This window comes from Spirillospora sp. NPDC049024, from assembly GCF_040649235.1.
GTDB lineage: Bacteria > Actinomycetota > Actinomycetes > Streptosporangiales > Streptosporangiaceae > Spirillospora.
Genome location: NZ_JBEZFD010000030.1, coordinates 88,803 through 109,026, shown reverse-complemented (window position 1 = coordinate 109,026; position 20,224 = coordinate 88,803). Strand labels below are relative to the sequence as shown.

20 protein-coding genes are annotated in these 20,224 nt (G+C 72.1%); 13 read left to right on the top strand and 7 right to left on the bottom strand.

All coding sequences use genetic code 11. The annotated features are described in order from the left end of the window. Nucleotides 1–88: 88 nt before the first annotated feature. A complete protein-coding gene (locus tag AB0C21_RS38550) occupies nucleotides 89–451 on the bottom strand; it encodes an ArsR/SmtB family transcription factor (protein ID WP_500211024.1) in 363 nt (120 codons plus the stop codon). 78 nt (nucleotides 452–529) lie between these two features. Between AB0C21_RS38550 and AB0C21_RS38545 the strand changes: the two genes are divergently transcribed. From AB0C21_RS38545 to AB0C21_RS38525, 5 genes are all read left to right on the top strand, one after another. Then, nucleotides 530–2,182 (top strand): FAD-dependent oxidoreductase, encoded by a 1,653-nt coding sequence (locus AB0C21_RS38545; RefSeq protein WP_500211022.1) that lies wholly within the window; start codon nucleotides 530–532, stop codon nucleotides 2,180–2,182. A gap of 319 nt (nucleotides 2,183–2,501) precedes the next feature. Continuing rightward, entirely contained in the window at nucleotides 2,502–4,022 is a 1,521-nt protein-coding gene (locus tag AB0C21_RS38540; protein ID WP_500211020.1) for an MFS transporter, read from the top strand. Beyond that, complete coding sequence (locus AB0C21_RS38535; RefSeq protein WP_500211019.1) at nucleotides 4,012–4,320, top strand: ArsR/SmtB family transcription factor; 309 nt, start codon at nucleotides 4,012–4,014, stop codon at nucleotides 4,318–4,320. The genes AB0C21_RS38540 and AB0C21_RS38535 overlap by 11 nt, the downstream gene beginning before the upstream one ends. Next, nucleotides 4,311–5,450 (top strand): ACR3 family arsenite efflux transporter, encoded by a 1,140-nt coding sequence (gene arsB / locus AB0C21_RS38530; protein ID WP_500211032.1) that lies wholly within the window; start codon nucleotides 4,311–4,313, stop codon nucleotides 5,448–5,450. The genes AB0C21_RS38535 and arsB overlap by 10 nt, the downstream gene beginning before the upstream one ends. Continuing rightward, a complete protein-coding gene (locus tag AB0C21_RS38525) occupies nucleotides 5,450–5,851 on the top strand; it encodes an arsenate reductase ArsC (RefSeq protein ID WP_500211018.1) in 402 nt (133 codons plus the stop codon). The genes arsB and AB0C21_RS38525 overlap by 1 nt, the downstream gene beginning before the upstream one ends. A gap of 24 nt (nucleotides 5,852–5,875) precedes the next feature. Here the strand turns inward: AB0C21_RS38525 and AB0C21_RS38520 are convergent, their stop codons facing one another. Further along, the gene (locus tag AB0C21_RS38520; RefSeq protein ID WP_500211016.1) at nucleotides 5,876–6,247 is read right to left on the bottom strand and encodes a hypothetical protein; all 372 of its coding nucleotides are present in this window, start codon (nucleotides 6,245–6,247) and stop codon (nucleotides 5,876–5,878) included. 174 nt (nucleotides 6,248–6,421) lie between these two features. Here AB0C21_RS38520 and AB0C21_RS38515 point away from each other — a divergent pair, with 174 nt between their 5' ends. The 4 genes from AB0C21_RS38515 (at nucleotide 6,422) to AB0C21_RS38500 (ending at nucleotide 10,732) form a co-directional block, all read left to right on the top strand. Then, on the top strand, nucleotides 6,422–7,231 hold the full coding sequence (locus AB0C21_RS38515; protein ID WP_500211014.1) for a polysaccharide deacetylase family protein: 810 nt from the start codon (nucleotides 6,422–6,424) through the stop codon (nucleotides 7,229–7,231). 36 nt (nucleotides 7,232–7,267) lie between these two features. Further along, on the top strand, nucleotides 7,268–7,786 hold the full coding sequence (locus AB0C21_RS38510) for a DUF1707 and DUF4870 domain-containing protein (protein ID WP_500211013.1): 519 nt from the start codon (nucleotides 7,268–7,270) through the stop codon (nucleotides 7,784–7,786). A gap of 228 nt (nucleotides 7,787–8,014) precedes the next feature. Beyond that, on the top strand, nucleotides 8,015–9,382 hold the full coding sequence (locus AB0C21_RS38505; RefSeq protein WP_500211011.1) for an FAD-binding oxidoreductase: 1,368 nt from the start codon (nucleotides 8,015–8,017) through the stop codon (nucleotides 9,380–9,382). Between the two features lie 84 nt (nucleotides 9,383–9,466). Then, nucleotides 9,467–10,732 carry a class I SAM-dependent methyltransferase gene (locus tag AB0C21_RS38500; RefSeq protein WP_500211010.1) on the top strand — a complete coding sequence of 422 codons (1,266 nt, stop codon included), beginning with the start codon at nucleotides 9,467–9,469 and terminating at the stop codon, nucleotides 10,730–10,732. A gap of 76 nt (nucleotides 10,733–10,808) precedes the next feature. Here the strand turns inward: AB0C21_RS38500 and AB0C21_RS38495 are convergent, their stop codons facing one another. Continuing rightward, nucleotides 10,809–11,303, bottom strand: coding sequence for a cupin domain-containing protein (locus tag AB0C21_RS38495; RefSeq protein ID WP_500211009.1), 495 nt, complete (start codon nucleotides 11,301–11,303; stop codon nucleotides 10,809–10,811). Nucleotides 11,304–11,333: 30 nt separating this feature from the next. Then, nucleotides 11,334–11,705 (bottom strand): DUF4267 domain-containing protein, encoded by a 372-nt coding sequence (locus tag AB0C21_RS38490; protein ID WP_149262090.1) that lies wholly within the window; start codon nucleotides 11,703–11,705, stop codon nucleotides 11,334–11,336. An 89-nt stretch (nucleotides 11,706–11,794) separates the two neighbouring features. On the opposite strand from AB0C21_RS38490, the gene AB0C21_RS38485 reads away from it, so the two are divergent. Continuing rightward, complete coding sequence (locus AB0C21_RS38485) at nucleotides 11,795–12,367, top strand: TetR/AcrR family transcriptional regulator (RefSeq protein WP_500211007.1); 573 nt, start codon at nucleotides 11,795–11,797, stop codon at nucleotides 12,365–12,367. Between the two features lie 31 nt (nucleotides 12,368–12,398). On the opposite strand, the gene AB0C21_RS38480 is transcribed toward AB0C21_RS38485, so the two are convergent. Next, on the bottom strand, nucleotides 12,399–13,886 hold the full coding sequence (locus tag AB0C21_RS38480; RefSeq protein ID WP_500211005.1) for an SEL1-like repeat protein: 1,488 nt from the start codon (nucleotides 13,884–13,886) through the stop codon (nucleotides 12,399–12,401). Between the two features lie 181 nt (nucleotides 13,887–14,067). Here AB0C21_RS38480 and AB0C21_RS38475 point away from each other — a divergent pair, with 181 nt between their 5' ends. Next, complete coding sequence (locus tag AB0C21_RS38475) at nucleotides 14,068–15,624, top strand: GMC family oxidoreductase (RefSeq protein ID WP_500211004.1); 1,557 nt, start codon at nucleotides 14,068–14,070, stop codon at nucleotides 15,622–15,624. Here the strand turns inward: AB0C21_RS38475 and AB0C21_RS38470 are convergent. Then, nucleotides 15,605–16,486, bottom strand: a complete 882-nt coding sequence (locus AB0C21_RS38470) for an alpha/beta fold hydrolase (protein ID WP_500211003.1) — start codon at nucleotides 16,484–16,486, stop codon at nucleotides 15,605–15,607. The genes AB0C21_RS38475 and AB0C21_RS38470 overlap by 20 nt on opposite strands. Before the next feature lie 162 nt (nucleotides 16,487–16,648). On the opposite strand from AB0C21_RS38470, the gene AB0C21_RS38465 reads away from it, so the two are divergent. After that, nucleotides 16,649–18,040 (top strand): aspartate aminotransferase family protein, encoded by a 1,392-nt coding sequence (locus AB0C21_RS38465; protein ID WP_353820080.1) that lies wholly within the window; start codon nucleotides 16,649–16,651, stop codon nucleotides 18,038–18,040. 145 nt (nucleotides 18,041–18,185) lie between these two features. Beyond that, a complete protein-coding gene (locus tag AB0C21_RS38460) occupies nucleotides 18,186–19,433 on the top strand; it encodes a cytochrome P450 (protein WP_500211002.1) in 1,248 nt (415 codons plus the stop codon). 7 nt (nucleotides 19,434–19,440) lie between these two features. On the opposite strand, the gene AB0C21_RS38455 is transcribed toward AB0C21_RS38460, so the two are convergent. Then, complete coding sequence (locus tag AB0C21_RS38455; protein ID WP_500211001.1) at nucleotides 19,441–20,172, bottom strand: SDR family oxidoreductase; 732 nt, start codon at nucleotides 20,170–20,172, stop codon at nucleotides 19,441–19,443. Between the last annotated feature and the right edge of the window lie 52 nt (nucleotides 20,173–20,224).

The following is a 20,224-nucleotide window of genomic DNA, read 5'->3' as shown; positions in this document are numbered from 1 at the left end:
ACTCACAGGTCCAGGTGATAAAAGTGCTCACTCACCAGCGGCTACCAGGCACCGAGTCTGCCAGCGGCGGCCGACCCGGTAGCTCCCATTAGGTGGTGAGGGTGGGGATGGCGAACAGGCCTGATAGGCGGGTTAGGCGGTCGGGGACTGCGCGGTAGTAGACCCAGGTGCCGCGGCGTTCGCCGTCTATCAGGCCGGCCTTGCGGAGCACCTTCAGGTGGTGGGAGATGGTCGGCGCGGTCAGGTCGAAGGAGCCGGTCAGATCGCACACGCACGCCTCGCCGCCGCCCGCTGAGGCGATCATGTTGAGCAGCCGCAGCCGGACGGGGTCCGACAGCGCCTTGAACACTGCGGCCAGCTCGGCGGCCTCGTCCTCGCCTAGGGACGACTCGCTCAGCGGGGCGCAGCACGCCGGGGCGGTGACGTCCTCCAGCTCCAACAACTTGGACATGCATCTAATTTGACATCTATCTATGCAGGGACGCAAACTGGCCCTGCTTAGAAGAACGTCGAAACAGCGAGGTGGAACATGGGCGAGAGCGCGGACGAGGCCGCTGGGGCGGCGGCTCAGGGGAGTTGCTGCGGCGTCAGCAGGTGTTGCACCGACGCCGAGCAGTCCGTGGATCCGGCGCTCACCGTGACCGAGGCGAAGACCGACGCCGGATGCGGCTGCCTGGACGACCCCCAGGGCGCCGACCGGCTGCCGGTGGTGGTCATCGGTGCGGGGCCGGTCGGGCTGGCCGCCGCCGCCCATCTGGCCGAGCGCGGCCTCGACTTCGTCGTCCTGGAGGCCGGTGACGGGGTCGGCTCGGCGGTGTCCGAGTGGGGGCACGTCCGGCTGTTCTCGCCCTGGCGCTACGACACCGACGCCGCCGCCCGCCGGCTGCTGGAGCCCACCGGCTGGTCCCTGCCGGATCCGGACACCCTGCCGACCGGCGCCGACCTCGTCCGCGACTACCTGGTCCCGCTGGCCGGAGTGCCCGAGCTCACCGGGCGGATCCGCACCGGCACCCGGGTGGTCGCGGTCGCCCGGAGCGGCGTGGACGTCACCCGCACCATCGGCCGGGACGAGCGTCCGCTGCTGGTCCGGACCACAGGCCCGGACGGCGCCGTCACCGACCTGCATGCCCGCGCCGTCATCGACGCCTCGGGCACCTGGGGGCACGGCAACCCGCTCGGCCACTCCGGGCTGCCCGCCCCCGGAGAGGACCGGGCCGCCCCCTACCTGGCCGGGCCACTGCCCGACGTGCTGGACCGCGACCGCGACCGCTTCGCCGGACGCCGTGCGCTGGTCGTCGGCATGGGCCACTCGGCCGCCAACACCTTGCTCGCCCTCGCCGAACTCGCCAAGGCCGCACCCGGCACCCGCATCACCTGGGCGGTGCGCGGCTCCTCGGTCGCCCGCCTCTACGGCGGCGGCGACGCCGACGGCCTGCCCGCGCGCGGTGCGCTGGGCACTCGCCTCAAGGCCGCCGTCGACGCCGGGGAGATCGAGCTGGTGAGGACCTTCACCATCACGGGCTTCGAGGTCCCCGACGCCGCCGGGCCCGTCCGGGTCCTCGGCGCCACGCCGGACGGCGAGCGCGTCATCGAGGCCGACAGCGTGGTCGCGGCCACCGGCTTCCGGCCCGACCTCGACATGCTGCGGGAGGTGCGCGTCGAGCTCGATCCCGCCACCGAGGCGCCGGTCCGGCTCGCCCCGATGATCGACCCGAACTTCCACTCCTGCGGCACCGTGCCGCCGCACGGCGAACGAGACCTCGCCCACCCCGAGCCCGGCTTCTACATGGTCGGCATGAAGAGCTACGGCCGGGCCCCGACCTTCCTGATGGCCACCGGATACGAGCAGGTCCGCTCCGTCGTCGCCGCACTTGCCGGAGACCGCGCCGCAGCCGACGCCGTCGAACTCGACCTGCCGGAGACCGGCGTCTGCTCCACCACCCTGGTCACCGAGGACCAGCTCCCGGGCGCCGCCGACGGCGGCTGCGGCAGTTCCTGCGGCACCGAACCCGCGCAGGTCGCGGTCCCGGTCGCGTCCGCCGACACCGAAAGCGGCTCCTGCTGCGGCGGGTCGCAGCCCCAGCCGGTCACCATCGGCGCTCCAGCCGGGCTCGGCTTCGCGACCGGACGCGCCCATGGCCATTCCGGCGACGCCGAGCGAGCCGACGACCGAGTGCGATGATGGTCGCGATGACGCCGCCCGCGGATCCGTCCCGCCGTCCGGCCGACGCCGCGGCCCTCTGCGGCGGGCCGCGGCCTCAGCGGATCACCATCGGCGTCGGTGTTCCAGTCGGGCTCGGCTTTGCGGCCGGGCGTGCCCACAGTCAGTCCGGCGACGCCGGATGAGTCGACGGCCGGATGTGATGATGGTCGGGATGACGCCGCCCGCGGATCTGACCCCGCCGTCCGGCCGACGCCGCGGCCGTTCGCTTCGGGGCCCTCGGTCCGCCTGGCGTCACCACGAGCCGAACGGGTGATCGCGACCTCATAGGAGCATCCCGGTGACCTCCGAGCGCGCGGGGCCAGGGCCGGAAGAGCACACCGGCCGCGGCCCCCTCGCGGATCCGATGCCCGGGGGCGCGGTCTCCCGCGTTCCCCTGCTGGCGCTCTGCGTCACCGAGATCACCAGTTGGGGAGTGCTCTACTACGCCTTCCCCGTCCTGGCCCCGGCCATCACCCGCGACACCGGCTGGTCCACCGGGTCGATCACCGCCGCGTTCTCCGCCGGGCTGGTCGTCGCCGCGATCGGCGGTGTCCCCCTCGGCCGCGTCCTCGACCGCCATGGACCCCGGATCCCGATGACCGCCGGCTCGGCCGCGGCGGTCCTGGGCGTGCTCGGCCTGGCCGCCGCACCCGGCCTGGCGTGGTTCGTCGCAGCGTGGCTGCTGGCCGGGGCCTCGATGGCCGCCGTGCTCTACCCGCCCGCCTTCGCCGCCCTCACCCGCTACTACGCGCCCCGGCACGTCCGGGCCCTCACGACCCTCACCCTGGTCGCCGGTCTCGCCAGCACCGTGTTCGCCCCGCTCACCAGCGCCCTGGCGGCGCACATGTCGTGGCGGGCCGTGTACCTGGTGCTCGCGACCCTGCTCGCCGCCACCGTCCCGCTGCACCACTTCGCGCTGCGCCGCCCCTGGCCCCCTGCCGCCGGACGCCGTCCGGCCGACGACACGGCCCGTCACGACACGGCCCGTCACGACACGGCCCGTCACGACACGGCCCGTCACGACACGGCCCGTCACGACACGGCCCGCGACGACACGGTTTGCGGCGGCACGGTCCGCGACGACACGGCTTGCGAAGGCACGGCCTGCGACGGCACGGTCCGCGACGGCACGGCTTGCGGCGGCACGGTCCGCGACGACACGGTCCGCGGCGGCACGGGCTGCGGTGGCGCGTCCGGACGGGGGAAGGCGGTGGTGCGGGGCTCCCCGTTCCTGCTGCTGACCACGGCGCTCACCCTCTGGTCGTTCTCCATGTACGCCGTGGTCACCAACCTCATCCCGCTGCTCACCTCCCGCGGCGCCTCCAGCGACGTCGCCGCCTGGGCCCTCGGTCTCGGCGGCGTCGGCCAGGTCGCCGGACGCCTCGGCTACGGCGCCCTGACCCGCCGTACCGGCGTCCGTGCCCGCACCGTCTGCATCCTGGCGGGGTCGGCCGTCACCATCGCCATGCTCGCGGTGCTCCCGGGCCCCGTCCCGCTGCTCGTCGCCGTCGCCGTCCTGGTCGGGACGATGCGCGGCATCGCCACCCTGCTCCAGGCGACCGCCGTGTCCGACCGCTGGGGCACCGCCGCCTACGGCTCGCTCTCCGGCGTCCTCGCCGCACCCGTCACGATCGCCGGAGCGATCGCGCCCGCCGCGGGCGCCGGGCTCGCCGCCGCTCTCGGCGGCTACCCGGCGATGTTCGCCGCTCTCGCCGCGATCGCCGCGCTGGCCGCCGCGGTCGCCTCGGGCAGCGTCCCCCGGCACACCGCCGCCCGGAGATCGCCTGCTAACGTATCAGCCTGTGATGATGTCAGTTGAAACTGATGTACTGCGCCTGCTCGCCGACCCCCTGCGGGCCCGGATCGTCTCGCTGCTCGCGAGCGAGTCGCTGTGCACGTGCCATCTCGTCGAGGAGACGGGGGCCAGGCAGACCAACATCTCCAACCATCTGCGCGCGCTGCGCGAGGCGGGGCTGGTCGACACCGAGCCGTGCGGGCGCTTCACCTACTACCGGCTGCGCCCCGAGGTGCTGGACGACCTGGCCGCCAAGCTGACGGGCCTCGCCGAGGCCGCACGCGAGGTCGACCTCCACGGGCGGAAGCGGCCCTGCACGTGACCGCGACCGAACCGGCAGGACCCGGCGGGTCCGAAGGCGTCGCGGGGCTGTCGACCCTGGACCGCCTCCTGCCCCTGTGGATCATCATCGCGATGGGGCTCGGGCTCGGTCTCGGACGCGCCCTCCCCGGCCTGGACGACGCGCTGAGCAAGGTGGAGGCGGGCGGGATCTCGCTGCCGATCGCGCTCGGCCTGCTGGTCATGATGTATCCGGTGCTGGCCAAGGTCCGCTACGACCGGCTCGACGCCGTCACCCGCGACCGCCGGCTGATGGCCTCCTCGCTCGTCCTCAACTGGCTGGTCGGGCCCGCGGTGATGTTCGCCCTGGCATGGAGCCTCCTGCCCGACCTGCCCGAGTACCGGACGGGCCTGATCATCGTCGGGCTGGCCCGGTGCATCGCCATGGTCGTCATCTGGAACGACCTGGCGTGCGGCGACCGCGAGGCCGCCGCCGTCCTGGTCGCGCTGAACTCGCTCTTCCAGGTGGTGGCCTTCGGCGCGCTCGGCTGGTTCTACCTGCGGGTCCTGCCGGGCTGGCTCGGCCTGGAGACCGACGACGCGCACTTCTCCACCGGCGCGATCGTGGTGAACGTCCTGGTGTTCCTCGGCGTCCCGCTCCTGGCCGGATACCTCACCCGTCGCCTCGGGGAGAAGACCCGCGGGCGCGACTGGTACGAGGAGCGGTTCCTGCCCCGCATCGGACCGGTCGCGCTCTACGGGCTGCTGTTCACGATCGTGATCCTGTTCGCCCTGCAAGGGAAGGCGATCACTTCAAGGCCCGCCGACGTCGCCCGCATCGCCGTGCCGCTGCTCGTCTATTTCGCGCTCATGTGGGGCGGGGCCTTCGCGTTGGGCCGCGCCGTCCGGTTGCCCTACTTCCGCACCGCGACGCTGGCCTTCACCGCGGCCGGGAACAACTTCGAACTGGCCATCGCCGTGGCCGTCGGCACGTTCGGGGTCACCTCCGGCCAGGCCCTGTCCGGTGTCGTCGGCCCGCTGATCGAGGTGCCCGTACTGGTCGCCCTCGTCCACGTCTCGCTCGGGCTCCGCCGCCGGTTCCCCGCTCGGCCGCGCGGGGCCGGGACCGCCGAGACCCTCCTGCCCACGACTTCCGATCCGCGAGGTGCCTGATGTCCGAGAAGCCCAGTGTGCTGTTCGTCTGCGTCCACAACGCCGGACGGTCCCAGATGGCCGCCGCCTACCTCACCCATATCGCCGGCGACCGGGTCGAGGTCCGGTCCGCCGGCTCCGAGCCCGCCGACCGGGTCAACCCCGCCGTCGTCCAGGCCATGGCCGAGGAGGGCATCGACATCGCGGCCGAGATCCCCAAGGTCCTGACCGTCGGCGCCGTCCAGGCCTCCGACGTCGTCATCACCATGGGCTGCGGGGACACCTGCCCGGTCTTTCCCGGCAAGCGCTACCTCGACTGGCGGCTCGACGACCCCGCCGGGCAGGGCGTCGACGCCGTGCGTCCCATCCGCGACGAGATCCGCGCCCGCGTGGAGGCACTCGCCGCTGAACTCACGGCCTAGAGCCTCTCGGAACACGGGGCGGGGTCAGGAGGAGACGGCCTGGCCGGGGGTGCCGGGGTCGATGCGGCGGTCGCGGTTGCGGTCGTTCCAGGCGCGCATGCGGGGCGGGTAGCCGACGATCTGGACGTCGTAGACGGGCAGGCCGAGGTCGCGGGCGACCTTGCCGATGACCTTGGGGGAGCCGACGCGGCGGCGGGTCCACTCGCCGTCGTGGGCGACGGCGACGGCCGTGGTGTCGGTGGCGTAGGTCTCCGGCTCGACGAAGAACTCGACGCCGCGGCGGTCGCGGGCGAAGGCGATCAGCGCCTCGATGTCGGAGTCGTTCGCCTCCCTGTCGAGCTTCGTCACCGTGGACCCGCGGTGCCTGCGGATCCCGAACCGGTCCCGGAACCTCATCCCTCACCCCGTCGTCTGGTCCCGCCCGGAACGGCTCCGGGGCGGGGTTGCGGTGTACGACGATAACGAGATCGGCGGTGCGCGGGTTCCCGACACAGCGGCGGCGAGCCCGGCCGGGCGGGGACCCGAGCCTTAGACTGGCGCCTTCGGGGGGATCATCACGCGGGGGTGTCGATGAGCAGGCCGAACCTTGTTCGGCGGGTGGCCGCGGCCGTGCTCGCGGTCTCGGTGTGCGGCGTCCTGAGCACGCTCACCCCCGCCCGGGGCCAGGTGAGGCCCGTCGCGCGGACCGAGCCCCCCGCGGCGAGGCCCCGGCCGAGGCCGGCGGCGCCGCCCAAGCCGCCGCCGCCCGACTGCGCCCGGCTCAAGTGCCTGGCGCTGACGTTCGACGACGGGCCCGCGGCGAGCACCGCGGAACTGCTGGACATCCTCGCCGCCCGCAAGGTCAGGGCCACATTCTTCATCGTGGGGGAGAACGCCGCGAGGCATCCGGAACTGGTGCGGCGCGAGCATGAGGCCGGGCATGAGATCGCCGACCACAGCTACACGCACGCCGACCTCGGGAGGGCCTCCCAGAAGAAGGTCATGGCGGAGCTGACGAAGACGCAGGACGCGATCCGGCGGGCGTCGGGGGTCGTGCCCGTGCTGCTCAGGCCGCCGTACGGGTCGACGTCCAAGCGGCTGAAGGAGATCACGCGGCGGCTGGGGCTGGCGCAGGTGCTGTGGACGGTCGACCCCCTCGACTGGGAGCACCGCGACACCGCGTACGTCGAGAGACGGGTGCTGAAGGCGGCGAGGCCCGGCTACATCGTCCTCATGCACGACATCCACCCGACGAGCGTGCGGGCCGTTCCGAAGATCATCGACCGGCTGGCCGCCGAGGGGTACGTGTTCGTCACGGTGTCGGAGCTGTTCGGCGGGCGCCTGATCCCAGGGGAGGAGTACGTCCGGCGCAATTCAGGGGATCCTCAGGGTCTTCCCTGATGGCCCGGAGGCGGGGCCGCGCGGAGCATTGGTCCTATGGACAGCAGCTACGCGGTGGGGGATCTGCGGGTCTCGGACGCCGAGCGGGAACCGGTCATCCAGCGGCTTCAGGACGCCTACGCCGAAGGGCGCCTCGACGAGGACGAGTTCGACCTGCGCGTGCAACTGGCGATGACGGGCAAGACGCGCAAGGACCTCGGCGCGGTCCTCCACGACCTGGTGCCCGCCCCCGCGCGGCCCGTCGTGCCGGAGGGCGCGCCGGTGACGGGCGAGGACCGGATGCTGGCCGCAGCCGCGCACGCCGTCGCCGTCCCGACGCTGTTCGTCGGCCCGCTCCTGCTGATGCTGCTGAGCGGCAAGCGGTCGCCCTACGTCCGGCTGCAGGCGGCGGAGGCCGTGAACTTCCAGGTCACGCTGCTGCTCTTCACGATCGTCACGTTCGGCGTCGGCGGGGTCGCGTACGCGGTGGCGTGGGTGCTGTCGGCGATCGCGGCCGTCTTCGCGCTGACCGGCCAGACGTTCCGCTACCCGTGGATCCTGCGCCTGGTGAAGTGAACGGGGGCGCGCGGAACCGCCGCTGAACGCGCCTCGGGTTTGTCGGAGTACGCCTCCGGGGAGAGTTGACGTGGCCGCCGTGACGGCGGCCGGCAGCCTCCAGGAGATGAAACGACGCCTATGTGTACGCCCGTGGTTTTATTCCCCTCTCTACCTGTGACTCCCGCGACGTCCGGGTTGTGTGGACCATGCATGGGATGATCGATTAACTATGCGAGGGAGGGGTAGATGACGGAGCTTGCGATCAAGGGCGATCACCAGCGGGCAGTGGAGGCGCTCAGGAGGTCCTACCAGGCCATACCGGCGGGCACGCCGGTGCGGCTGGCGAAGCGGACCTCGAACCTGTTCCGGTGGCGCGACCCCTCGTCGGCGCCCGGCCTGGACGTCTCCGGGTTCGACAAGGTGCTGAGCGTCGACCCGGACGAGCGGACCGCGCAGGTCCAGGGCATGACGACCTACGAGGACCTGGTCGACGCGACGCTGCCGCACGGCCTGATGCCGACGGTCGTCCCGCAGCTGAAGACGATCACGCTGGGCGGCGCGGTGACCGGGCTCGGCATCGAGTCGACCTCGTTCCGCGACGGGCTGCCGCACGAGGGCGTCCTGGAGCTGGAGGTCCTCACCGGCGACGGGCAGATCGTCACGGCCACGCGCGACAACGAGCACAAGGACCTGTTCTACGGCTTCCCGAACTCCTACGGGACGCTCGGCTACAGCCTCCGGTTGAAGATCGAGCTGCGGCCCGTCCGGCCGTACGTCCGGCTGCGGCACCTGCGGTTCACCGACGCGGCGGAGCTCGCCCGCGTCATGGGGGAGATCACCGAGTCCGGGACGTTCGAGGACGAGACCGTCGACTTCATGGACGGGACGGTCTTCAGCGCCGACGAGCAGTACATCACGCTCGGCTTCTTCGCCGACTCGGCGCCCTACACCTCCGACTACACCGGCCAGCAGATCTACTACAGGTCGGTCCAGCAGCGGTCGGTCGACTTCCTGACCATCCGCGACTACATCTGGCGCTGGGACACCGACTGGTTCTGGTGCTCGGGCGCGTTCGGCGTGCAGAACCCGGCCGTCCGGAGGCTGTGGCCCGACAAGTACAAGCGCTCCGACGTGTACCGCAAGCTCGTCGCCTACGACCGCCGTTACCACATCGTCGCGCGCGCGGAGCGGTGGCGCGGGCTGCGGCCGCGCGAGGACGTCATCCAGGACATCGAGGTGCCGGTCGAGAAGCTGCCGGAGTTCCTGGAGTTCTTCCACGACAAGGTGGGCATGAGCCCGATCTGGCTCTGCCCGCTGCGCGCCAAGGAGCGTTGGCCGCTGTACCCGCTGGACGTGGGCCGCCCCTACGTGAACGCCGGTTTCTGGGGGACGGTGCGTATCCCGCCGGGCCAGATCCCCGAGTACCACAACCGCCTCATCGAACGGAAGGTGGCCGCCCTCGACGGCCACAAGTCCCTCTACTCGACCGCCTTCTACGGCCGGGACGAGTTCTGGCGGTACTACGACGGGGAGACCTACCGGCGGCTCAAGGGGTCCTACGACCCCGACGGGAGGTTGCTGGACCTCTATGACAAGTGCGTGCGCGGACGCTGACCAGGCGCCCGCTTCGGGGGAGCCCCGCGCGGAGGCGGCCGACCGCCGCCGTCCGGGCCGGGGCGGAGAGACAGGAGGAGCAAGATGACGCTGGCCAGGGTCTTCGAGCAGCTCGCCGGGGCTGAGGCGCCAGTGGAGTTCACGGCCTACGACGGATCCCGTGCCGGGGTGCCCGGCGCCGACATCCGGTTCGACGTCCGCTCGCCGTACGCGGTCTCGTACCTGCTGCACTCGCCGGGCGCGCTGGGCCTCGCCCGCGCCTACGTCACCGGCATGATCGACGTGAACGGCGACATGATCACGGCGCTGACCACGATGCAGCAGGTGCTCGCCGACGTGTCGCCGCGCGACAAGGCGAAGATCGCCGGTTCGGTGATGCGCGATCCGCTGCTGCGGGCCGCGGCGTCGCGGCGGCTGGACCCGCCGCCGCAGGAGGCGCCGTTCAGCCGCATCCCCTCGTGGCTGCGGCACTCCAAGAGGCGGGACGCGCGGGCCATCTCCCACCACTACGACGTGTCCAACACCTTCTACGAATGGGTGCTCGGCCCCTCCATGGCCTACACCTGCGCGTGCTACCCGCATGAGGGCGCGACGCTGGAGGAGGCCCAGTTCAACAAGCACGACCTGGTGGCCAAGAAGATCGGGCTGAAGCCGGGGATGCGGCTGCTGGACGTGGGCTGCGGCTGGGGCGGCATGGTGATGCACGCCGCGAAGGAGTACGGGGTCAAGGCGCTCGGCGTCACGCTGTCCAAGCAGCAGGCCGAGTGGGCGCAGAAGGCCATCGCCGACCGGGGCCTGTCCGACCTCGCGGAGGTCCGGCACATGGACTACCGCGACGTGACCGAGACCGGCTTCGACGCGATCAGCTCCATCGGGCTCACCGAGCACATCGGGAAGAAGAACCTGCCGGCCTACTTCTCCTTCCTCCACGGGAAGCTGAAGAAGGGCGGGCGGATGCTGAACCACACCATCACGCGCCCCGACAACACGCTGCCGTCCCGCAAGGAGAACGGGTTCATCAACCGGTACGTGTTCCCGGACGGCGAGCTGGAGGGCCCGGGCTACGTCCAGTGCCAGATGAACGACGCCGGGTTCGAGATCCGCCACCAGGAGAACCTGCGCGAGCACTACGCGCGCACGCTCACCGCCTGGTGCGAGAACCTCGACGCCCACTGGGACGAGGCCGTCGCCGAGGTCGGCGAGGGCACGGCCCGCGTGTGGCGCGTCTACATGGCCGGCTGCGTGCTCGGCTTCAACCAGAACTGGATCCAGCTGCACCAGACGCTCGGTGTGAAGCTGGAGGACGACGGCACCAGCCACATGCCGCTGCGGCCCGACTGGGGATCGTGACGGCGCGCGAGCCGACGCCGCCGACGAGCCGACCGGACGCTTCCGGTCGGCTCGTCGGCGTTTCGGGGCCGGGCGGTCAGCCGCGCGCCTTCTCCCAGGCCTCGCTGCTGAGGAAGTAGGTGTCGTAGAGCTCCTGGACGTCCAGCAGGCTCTCGGGCGGGACCTTCCCGTGGACGATGCGCTCCAGGTGGCGGAAGTACTCGAACCGCTCGACGCCCGGGGTGATGACGATGAGGATGTCGGCGTCGTGGCCGGGGGCGGCGGCGAAGGCGTGCGGCAGGCCGGGCGGCACGATGACGAGGTCGCCGCGTTCGGCGGTGACCACCTGCTCGCCCGAGAGCAGCTGGGCGGCGCCGTCCAGCATGTAGAACATCTCGGCGGATCCGTCGTGGCGGTGCGGTCGCGCCCCGTTGGCGCCGCCGGCCAGGGTCACCCGGTGGGTGGACAGGGCGCCGCCGGTCGAGCCGCTGTCGGCCAGCAGGCGGGTGACGCTGGGGGAGAGGTCGACGACCTCGGCGTCGGCGGCACGGACGATCACGGATTCGTCGAAGTCCGGTGAGATCAGTGACATGCGGTGGGCTCCTTGTCCGGGACGGAACGGTCAGACGGCGAAGAGGAGGGCCGCGCTCACCAGCACGGCCGCGGCGGTGGCGAAGTGGACGCCGAAGGCGGTGGCCTTCGGGCCGCCGTAGCGCAGCACGATGAGGGTGTCGCCGAGCGGCGCGAGTGCCACGGTCAGCATGTACCAGCCCGCGGCGTGCGCGCCCGCGAAAGCGATCAAGGCGAGGCCGAGGACGCCGAAGGTCAGGTCGCGCAGTCCCTTGATCTCCAGGTAGGCGCGGTCGCCGTCCGGCTTGGCGGGGACCCCGTAGCCGGCGGCCGACGCCACGGGGGCCGTGAGGAACCGCAGGCCGATCAGGACGCAGAACAGGGCGAGCACGACGGCCAGGCCATAGGCGATGGGGGTGAGCATGGAGGTCTCCTCATTGCTAGCGCTGCTAGGAACGAGATCGACGCTAGCAGAGCATGAGCAGAATATCTAGCAGTGCTAGAGTCGCGGTCATGTCGATCCAGGGCCGCAAGGAGCGCGAGCGCGCGGAACGCGAGAAGCTGATCATCACGGCGGCGCGGGAGCTCGCCGAGAGCGAGGGGTGGGACGCGGTGACGACGCGGCGGCTCGCCGCGGAGATCGAGTACAGCCAGCCCGTCCTCTACAGCCACTTCAAGGGCAAGGGCGCCATCATGGCGGCGGTCGCGGTCGAGGGCTGCGCCGAGCTCGCGGTCGAGCTGCGGCAGGCGCGCACCGCGGCCCGCGAGCCCGCCGAGGCGCTGGCCGACGTCGCGGCGGCCTACACGGACTTCGCGGAGCGCAGGCCCGCCCTCTACGACGTGATGTTCGTCAGGTCCGTCGACCTGCCGTTCGCGACCCCCGAGGCCCCGGCCCCGCTCCAGGAGGCCTTCGGCGAGCTGCGCGAGACCGTCCGGCCGTTCGCGGGCGAGGACGACGTGGACGTCCTCACCGAGACGTTCTGGAGCGGCCTGCACGGCCTCCTCACCCTGATGCGCGACGGGCGCATGCACCGCGAGCACCACGGCGAGCGCATGGCCGTCCTGCTCCGCCGATTCTCCGCCTGACCTCGCCCGCCGCTGCCGGAGGCCGGACGGGTCAGTCGGCGGCGCGGCCCGCGCTGGCGGCCTTGATGAGGCCGTCGGGCGTGAAGGCCACCGTCACCTGGCCGCCCTGCGGGGCGATGCCCTCGACGACCTCCTCGGACTCCCTGATCCGGCACCCGTGGTGGGCGAGGAAGCCGCGGACGACGCGGCGCTGCTCGGTGGGAAAGATCTCGGCGGCGGTCATCAGGAGGCGCGTCGCCGAGAGCGGGTCGAACTCGGCCTCAGGCAGGTCGGGGTCGTCGAGGTGGAAGTAGAACGAGCCCTTCCCGTCGTTGACCCGGCAGCTCTGGACGCCGTTGCCGCCGAGCAGCATGGCGGCGGCGATGGCCATGGTGGTCGCGGCCTGGTGCGGGTCGGGGAAGCCGGACAGGTCCAGGCTTCCCGCCGCCAGCTCGGGGACGGTGTGGCGCTCGCCGTACTCGCGGACGGCGGCCAGCGGGACGATGGCGGGCACGTCGTTCTCGTAGTGCGGGTTGGCCCAGGCCCACAGCCACGTGTCGCTCACGTGCGAGAAGCTGCCGAGGAACGTCATGCCGTGGAAGGTGCGGCCGCCCGAGGTGAGGGTTCGCTCGTCGACGTCGAAGGCGATGTGGCCGTCCCCGACGGCGGCGTTGAGGACGTTCTGCCGCTGGATCGCCGCGGCCGAGCCCGCACTGGCGAACGCCTCGAACTCCGGGCTGTAGCCGCTGAGCCCGCTCAGGAACTCCGTCCAGAACCGCGCACTGCGCCCGTCACCCCGGCGCCGGTAGAGCTCGCCCAGCCTGCGGGCGGCCTGCTCGGCTCCGGCCTCCTGCACCGACCTGCGGAACCAGCCGATGGCGGCGTCCTCGTCCCCGGCCTTCTCGGACTCCACGCCGAGGCCGAAGGCGGCCTTGGGATGCCCGAGGTCGGCCGCGCGCCGCCATGCCTCGATCCGCCCGGCGGAATCGCCCCGGTCCTGCCGCACGAACCCGAGATTGAACGCGGCGCCGCCGTTCCCGCGCTCGGCGGCGCGGGCGTACCAGGTCTCCGCCGCCTCGAGGTCGCCCTTCCCGTCGGCGTCGTACAGCCGGCCGAGGTTGAACGCGGCCTTGTCGGACCCCAGCTCCCAGGCCCGGCGGTAGAGGCCCATGGCCTCGTCGACGTCGCCCCGGTTCTCCAGGAGGATGCCGAGGTTCAGGGTGCCGCCCAGATGGCCGCCTTCGGCCGCCTGCCGGTACCAGCGCTCGGCGTCCTCCAGATCGCCGTCCCGCTCCGCGCCGTAGCCGACCTCGAAGGCGCTCTCGGGGAGCCCCGCCTCGGCGGCCCGCCGCCACCACGCCAGCGCCTCCCGGTCGGCGCCGAGTTGCGCCGCGATGCCGCCGAGTTCGTGGGCGCCGCCGGGATGCCCCGCTTCGAACGCCTGCTTCAGCAGCTTCTCGGCCTCCGCGAGGTTCCCGTCGCGCCTGGCCGCCACGCCGCGCTCGTACGGTTCGACTGATCCGGCCGGGTACCCGGTCATCGCACGCCTCCTCCGAGTGATCAAGGGTCCACGGGATCGACGCCGTCCGCCCGATCCGGGTTCCCTCGGCGCGCCGACTTCCGAAACCGCTCCGCGACGCATGGACGGGCGGGCCGCGCGGTGGTAAGCCCTGGGGAAACAACCGGGCCGGTGCCGCGGCCCGTGGAGAGCGGGAGCCCTCATGGAACACGACTACGTCATCGTCGGCGCCGGGTCCGCGGGCTGCGCTCTGGCCGCGCGGCTGTCCGAGGACGCCTCCGTCACGGTCGCGCTGCTGGAGGCGGGCGGCCCGGACGACAAGGGCGAGATCCACATCCCGGCGGCGTTCCCGAAGCTCTTCAAGACCGAGTACGACTGGGACTTCAGCACCGCTCGGCAGCCCGGGCTGGACGGGCGCGAGCTGTACTGGCCGCGGGGGAGGATGCTCGGCGGGTCGTCCTCGCTGAACGCGATGATGTGGGTGCGCGGCCACTACGACGACTACGACGACTGGGACGTCCCCGGCTGGTCGTACGAGGACGTCGTCCCGTACTTCAAGCGGGTCGAGGGACGCGTCGGCAGCAACAAGGGCGACGTGTACGGGACGTCCGGTCCCGTCACGATCTCCGAGCAGCGCAGCCCGAACGAGGCGACGCGGGCGTTCCTGGAGGCGTGCGCCGCCGCCGGCCTGACCAGGCTGCCCGAGCTGAACGGCCCCTCCAACGAGGGGTTCGCGCTCACGCCGGTCAGCCAGCGGCGCGGCAGGCGGTGCAGCGCGGCCGACGCGTACCTGCGCCCGGCCCGCAAGCGCCCCAACCTGACCGTCATGACCGGCGCGCAGGTGTCGAAGATCCTGATCGAGGACGGCCGCGCGACCGGCGTGGAGTACGGCGGCGGACGCGTCACGGCGCGCCGCGAGGTCGTCCTGGCCGCGGGCGCGGTCGGGTCGCCGCATCTGCTGATGCTGTCCGGCGTCGGCGACCCCGACCACCTGCGGAGCGCCGGAGTTGAGCCGGTCGTGGAGTCTCCCGAGGTCGGCCGCCACCTCCAGGACCACCTGTCGGCCGGCGTCGTCCGGCACTGCCCCAAGAAGGTCACGCTCGCCGGGGCGGAGTCGGTGCCGAACATCGCCCGCTACCTGCTCGCGCGGCGCGGACCCTTCACCTCCAACGTGGGCGAGGCGGTCGTCTTCACCAAGAGCGCCCCGTCCCTGCACGCCCCCGACCTCGAACTGATCTTCGCGCCGGCCCCGTACGTCGCGCACGGGCTCACCCCGCCGACCGAGCACGGCGTGACGGTCGGGGTCGTGCTGCTCCAGCCGGAGTCGTCCGGACGCATCACGCTCGCCTCCGCCGACCCGGCCGCGCCGCCGGTGATCGACCCCGGCTACCTGACCGGGGAGAGCGACCTGCGCCGGCTGATGCACGGCATCCGCCACGCGGAGGAGCTGATGGCCGGAGACGCGCTGAAGCCGTACGTCGGCGACGTCATGGACCCCTACGTGGGGGCGGACGACGACGAGGCGCTGGCCGCCTACGTCCGGGGCCACTCCGAGACGCTCTACCACCCCACCGGCACGTGCCGGATGGGCACCGGCGAGGACTCCGTCGTCGACCCGGACCTGCGCGTCCGCGGCGTCGAGGGCCTCCGCGTCGCGGACGTGTCGGTCCTGCCGCAGATCACCAGGGGCCACACCAACGCCCCCGCGATCATGATCGGCGAGAAGGCGGCCGACCTGATCAGGACGCCAGCCAGCTGAGGACGTGCCCGTTCACCTCGGCGGGGCGGTCGAGCTGGAGGAAGTGGCCGGCCGCGGGGATCCGCTCCGCCCGCGAGCCCGGCGGGAGGGCCGCCAGGACGGCGTCGAGGTCGACCGCGTCCGCGCCGAGGCAGCCGTCCTCGGCGCCGTGCAGGTAGAGGACGGGGTGCTCGCCGGTGAGCGTCGTCGCCTCCTGCTCGGCCGCGTACCGCTCGACGTGCCGGGACGGGTCGAGCATCGCGCGGTAGTACCCGATCGCCGCGGCGGCGTTGGCGGGCGCGCCCAGGCACTCCATGACGCGGTCGACGTCCCCGGACCGGTCGCGGCCGTCGTCCGGCGACCAGTCGCGCCACAGCCCCTCGACGAACGCGCGGCCGAAGGCGAGCTCGGCCAGCGGCGTCTGGAACACGAAGATGTAGAAGGAGCGCTTGAGCTGCTCGTAGTCGAAGAACGCGGTCGTCATCACCGAGAGGGGCGGGACGGACATGGCCACCGCCTTGCGCCACCGCTCCGGGGCGGCGGCGGCCGCGCCGTAGGCGGCGAAGGCGCCCCAGTCGTGGCCGACGAGCACCGCGTCGGATCCGCCGCCGAGCGCCTCGTGCAGGGCGACGGCGTCGGCGGCGAGTGCGCCGCTCTGGTACGCGCCGTCCGCGGGGACGGACGTGGGGGCGTAGCCGCGCATGAAGGGGGCCACGGTCCGGTATCCGGCGGAGGCCAGTTCCGGCATGAGGTGCCGCCAGGTGTGCGGGGAGTCGGGGAAGCCGTGCAGCAGCAGCGCCAGGGGCCCGTCCTCGGGGCCGGCGGTGAGATAGCCGAAGTCGAGCCCGTTCGCGCTGACAGATCCGGTCGTGATGTCGCCCATGTCCGCCTCCTCGGTTCGCGGCGAACGGTACCCGCGGCTTCGTGACCGACGGTCGCCGGGGGTCTCTCTCTTCGGATATCGAGGTATCACCATGTATTTACAGCGGAATCCGTAGTCCCGTAGCATCTGCGCAACTGGATCGATCGCATCGAGGGAAACGTGATGACGGAGCCGGACGTGACCAGCCAGCAGCACGACGCGATGCAGAGGGCGGCGCGCGACCATCTGTGGATGCACTTCTCGCGGCACTCGGCGTCCCAGGGCGGCGGCGAGATCCCGGTGATCGTCCGGGGCGAGGGCGCCTACGTCTACGACTCGGCGGGCCGCCGCTACCTGGACGGGCTCTCCGGGCTGTTCACCGTGCAGGCCGGGCACGGCCGCGAGGAGCTGGCGCAGGCCGCCGCCAAGCAGGCCGCCGAGCTGGCCTACTTCCCGATCTGGTCCTACGCGCACCCGAAGGCCGTCGAGCTGGCGGAGCGGCTCGCCGGCCTCGCGCCCGCCGGGCTGGACCGCGTGTTCTTCACCACCGGGGGCGGCGACGCCGTCGAGAGCGCCTGGAAGCTCGCCAAGCACTACTTCAAGCTCACCGGCAAGCCGGCCAAGCACAAGGTGATCAGCCGCGCGGTCGCCTACCACGGCACCCCGCACGGCGCGCTGTCGATCACCGGCCTGCCCGGCCTGAAGGCGCCGTACGAGCCGCTGGTGCCGAGCGGCTTCCGGGTGCCCAACACCAACATCTACCGGGCCGCCGAGCACCGCGACGACCCGGAGGCCTTCGGCCGGTGGGCCGCCGACCGGATCGAGGAGGCCATCGAGTTCGAGGGCGCCGACACCGTCGCCGCCGTGTTCCTGGAGCCGGTGCAGAACGCCGGCGGCTGCTTCCCGCCGCCGCCCGGCTACTTCGAGCGCGTCCGCGAGATCTGCGACCGGCACGACGTCCTGCTGGTGTCGGACGAGGTGATCTGCGCGTTCGGACGCCTCGGCACGATGTTCGGCGCGCAGCGGTTCGGCTACACGCCCGACATCATCACCTTCGCCAAGGGCGTGACCTCCGGGTACGCGCCGCTCGGCGGGATGCTCGTCGCCGACCGCCTGTTCGAGCCGTTCAAGGGCGGGACGGAGATGTTCGCGCACGGCTACACCTTCGGCGGGCACCCGGTGGCGGCGGCGGTGGCGCTGGCCAACCTCGACCTGTTCGAGCGCGAGGACCTGAACGGGCACGTCCTGCGCAACCGGGACGCGTTCCGGGGCACGCTGGAGCGGCTGCGCGACCTGCCGATCGTCGGGGACGTCCGCGGCGACGGCTACTTCTACGGCATCGAGCTCGTGAAGGACCGCGACACCCGCGAGACCTTCGACGAGGAGGAGTCCGAGCGGCTGCTGCGCGGGTTCCTCGACAAGGCCCTCTACGAGGCGGGCCTGTACTGCCGCGCCGACGACCGCGGCGACCCGGTCGTCCAGCTCGCGCCGCCGCTGATCTGCGACCAGGGGCACTTCGACGAGATCGAGCAGATCCTGCGCTCGGTCCTCCAGGAGGCGTGGACGCGGCTGTGACCGAGCGCCGGGCCCGGGCGGGGGCCGGGCCCGGCAGGTTAATGTGAGGCGCGTCACCCGGCCGATCAGTGTGCGCTTTCCTCTTTACTTTGAGAGGGTACGTGTAAACCGAATCGGGTTCGGACGTTGACGAGGTGGTGGGCGCGTGCTCAAAGTCGAGGACATCAACCTGACGGACTGGGAGTTCTGGCGGAAGCCGCACGACTACCGCCATGAGGCGTTCAAGGCGCTGCGGTGGCACCCCGAGCTCATCCGCTTCGAGGAGCCCGAGGTCGTCATCGTGCCCAAGGGCCCCGGGTACTACCCGCTGACCCGGCACGCCGACGTCGTGGAGGCGTCCCGCCGCCCGCAGGACTTCTGCTCCGGCAAGGGCGCCATCAGCATCCCGGACATGCCGGGCGACATGCACGAGTACTTCGGCTCGCTGATCAGCATGGACGACCCCCGGCACGCCAAGATCAGGCGGATCGTGTCCCGGGCGTTCTCGCCCCGCATGATCCAGCGGTTCGAGGACCGGGTCGAGGCGGTCGCCGGCCAGATCGTCGAGAACGTGGCGGCGGGCGGCGGCTCGGGCGACTTCGTGGCGGACGTCGCCGCCCGGCTCCCCCTGAAGATCATCTGCGACATGATGGGCATCGAGGAGGAGCACTACCAGACCGTCCTCGACGCCACCAACGTCATCCTGGCGGGCAACGACGCCGAGTTCATCCCGTCCGACGACCCCGAGCAGATGGCGATGGCGCTGATCGGCGCCGGCGAGACGCTCCGCGGCCTGGTCGAGGACCTCGGGCGGCAGCGCCGCGCGAACCCCACCGACGACCTCACCTCCGCCCTGGTGAACGCCAACCTCGACGGCGAGTCGCTGACCGACCAGGAGCTCGGCTCGTTCTTCATCCTGCTGGTCGTCGCCGGCAACGAGACCACCCGCAACGCGATCGCGCACGGCCTCGACCTGTTCACCCGCCACCCCGAGCAGCGGGCCCTGCTCGTCGAGGACTTCGAGGCCCGCATGCCCGGCGCGGTCGAGGAGATCGTCCGGTACGTCTCGCCGGTCATCTGGATGCGCCGGACCGCCACCCGCGACACCATGCTGAACGAGCACGAGATCAAGGAGGGCGACAAGCTCGTCCTCTACTACTGGTCGGCCAACCGGGACGAGTCGGTCTTCACCGACCCGGAGCGGTTCGACATCCTGCGCGACAACAAGCAGCACGTCGGGTTCGGCGGGCCCGGGCCGCACTTCTGCCTCGGCGCGCACCTGGCCAGGCGCGAGATCACCGTGATGTTCCGCGAGCTGCTGCGCCGGACGCCGGAGATCCGCGCGGCCGCCGAGCCCGAGCGGCTGGAGTCCAACTTCATCAACGGGATCAAGCGCCTGCCCTACTCGATCTGAGCCCGGACTACCAGGGCAGGGGGCCGTCCTCGGCGAGGAACGCGCCCGTCGGGCCGTCGTCGCCGAGGAGGGCCACCCCGGCGATCACGGACGCCCCCTGCTCCGGGGTCCGGTGCCCGGCGTGGCCGTTGAGGTCCGTCGCGCAGTACCCGGGCGTGGCGGCGTTCACCGTGATCGAGGTGCCGGCCAGCTCCTTGGCGTAGGCGACGGTGACGGCGTTCAGCGCCGACTTGGACGCGTTGTACGGCAGCAGGTTGACGCCGTGCACCAGGCTGGACGGGTCGCTGTGCAACGTCAGCGAGCCGAGTTCGCTGGAGACGTTGACGATCCGCCCGGCGGGGGAGCGGCGCAGCAGCGGGAGCATCGCGTTGGTGACCGCGACGACGCCGAACACGTTGGTCTCGAACGCGGTCCGGACCAGGTCCGCGGCCGTGCGGCTCGGCGGGAAGCCGGTGGCGCCCGTCGTGGTGATCCCGGCGTTGTTGACCAGGATGTCGAGCCGGCCGAACTCGGCGTCGATCCACTTGGCGGCGGCCTCGACGGTGTCGGCGCCGGTGACGTCCAGCCGGACGAACCGGGCGTCGATCCCCTCGGCGGCGAGCGCGGCGGCGGCCGGCTCGCCGCGCTCGGCCGAACGCGCCCCGAGCAGGACCGTGGCGCCGCCGCGGCCGAGGATGCGGGCGGTCTCGAAGCCGATGCCCTTGTTGGCTCCGGTGATGAGTGCGATCTGTGTCGTCATGCCGTCCAGGTTTCCCGGCGGCGTCCGGGCTGAGGAGAGACCGCCCGAAGCT

Excerpts from the sequence above, each read along its gene's own strand:
- AB0C21_RS38550 (WP_500211024.1), bottom strand. The coding sequence starts at position 451 with ATGTCCAAGTTGTTGGAGCTGGAGGACGTCACCGCCCCGGCGTGCTGC.
- AB0C21_RS38545 (WP_500211022.1), top strand. The coding sequence starts at position 530 with ATGGGCGAGAGCGCGGACGAGGCCGCTGGGGCGGCGGCTCAGGGGAGT.
- AB0C21_RS38535 (WP_500211019.1), top strand. The coding sequence starts at position 4,012 with ATGTCAGTTGAAACTGATGTACTGCGCCTGCTCGCCGACCCCCTGCGG.
- AB0C21_RS38525 (WP_500211018.1), top strand. The coding sequence starts at position 5,450 with ATGTCCGAGAAGCCCAGTGTGCTGTTCGTCTGCGTCCACAACGCCGGA.
- AB0C21_RS38520 (WP_500211016.1), bottom strand. The coding sequence starts at position 6,247 with ATGAGGTTCCGGGACCGGTTCGGGATCCGCAGGCACCGCGGGTCCACG.
- AB0C21_RS38515 (WP_500211014.1), top strand. The coding sequence starts at position 6,422 with ATGAGCAGGCCGAACCTTGTTCGGCGGGTGGCCGCGGCCGTGCTCGCG.
- AB0C21_RS38510 (WP_500211013.1), top strand. The coding sequence starts at position 7,268 with ATGGACAGCAGCTACGCGGTGGGGGATCTGCGGGTCTCGGACGCCGAG.
- AB0C21_RS38505 (WP_500211011.1), top strand. The coding sequence starts at position 8,015 with ATGACGGAGCTTGCGATCAAGGGCGATCACCAGCGGGCAGTGGAGGCG.
- AB0C21_RS38500 (WP_500211010.1), top strand. The coding sequence starts at position 9,467 with ATGACGCTGGCCAGGGTCTTCGAGCAGCTCGCCGGGGCTGAGGCGCCA.
- AB0C21_RS38495 (WP_500211009.1), bottom strand. The coding sequence starts at position 11,303 with ATGTCACTGATCTCACCGGACTTCGACGAATCCGTGATCGTCCGTGCC.
- AB0C21_RS38490 (WP_149262090.1), bottom strand. The coding sequence starts at position 11,705 with ATGCTCACCCCCATCGCCTATGGCCTGGCCGTCGTGCTCGCCCTGTTC.
- AB0C21_RS38485 (WP_500211007.1), top strand. The coding sequence starts at position 11,795 with ATGTCGATCCAGGGCCGCAAGGAGCGCGAGCGCGCGGAACGCGAGAAG.
- AB0C21_RS38480 (WP_500211005.1), bottom strand. The coding sequence starts at position 13,886 with ATGACCGGGTACCCGGCCGGATCAGTCGAACCGTACGAGCGCGGCGTG.
- AB0C21_RS38475 (WP_500211004.1), top strand. The coding sequence starts at position 14,068 with ATGGAACACGACTACGTCATCGTCGGCGCCGGGTCCGCGGGCTGCGCT.
- AB0C21_RS38470 (WP_500211003.1), bottom strand. The coding sequence starts at position 16,486 with ATGGGCGACATCACGACCGGATCTGTCAGCGCGAACGGGCTCGACTTC.
- AB0C21_RS38465 (WP_353820080.1), top strand. The coding sequence starts at position 16,649 with ATGACGGAGCCGGACGTGACCAGCCAGCAGCACGACGCGATGCAGAGG.
- AB0C21_RS38455 (WP_500211001.1), bottom strand. The coding sequence starts at position 20,172 with ATGACGACACAGATCGCACTCATCACCGGAGCCAACAAGGGCATCGGC.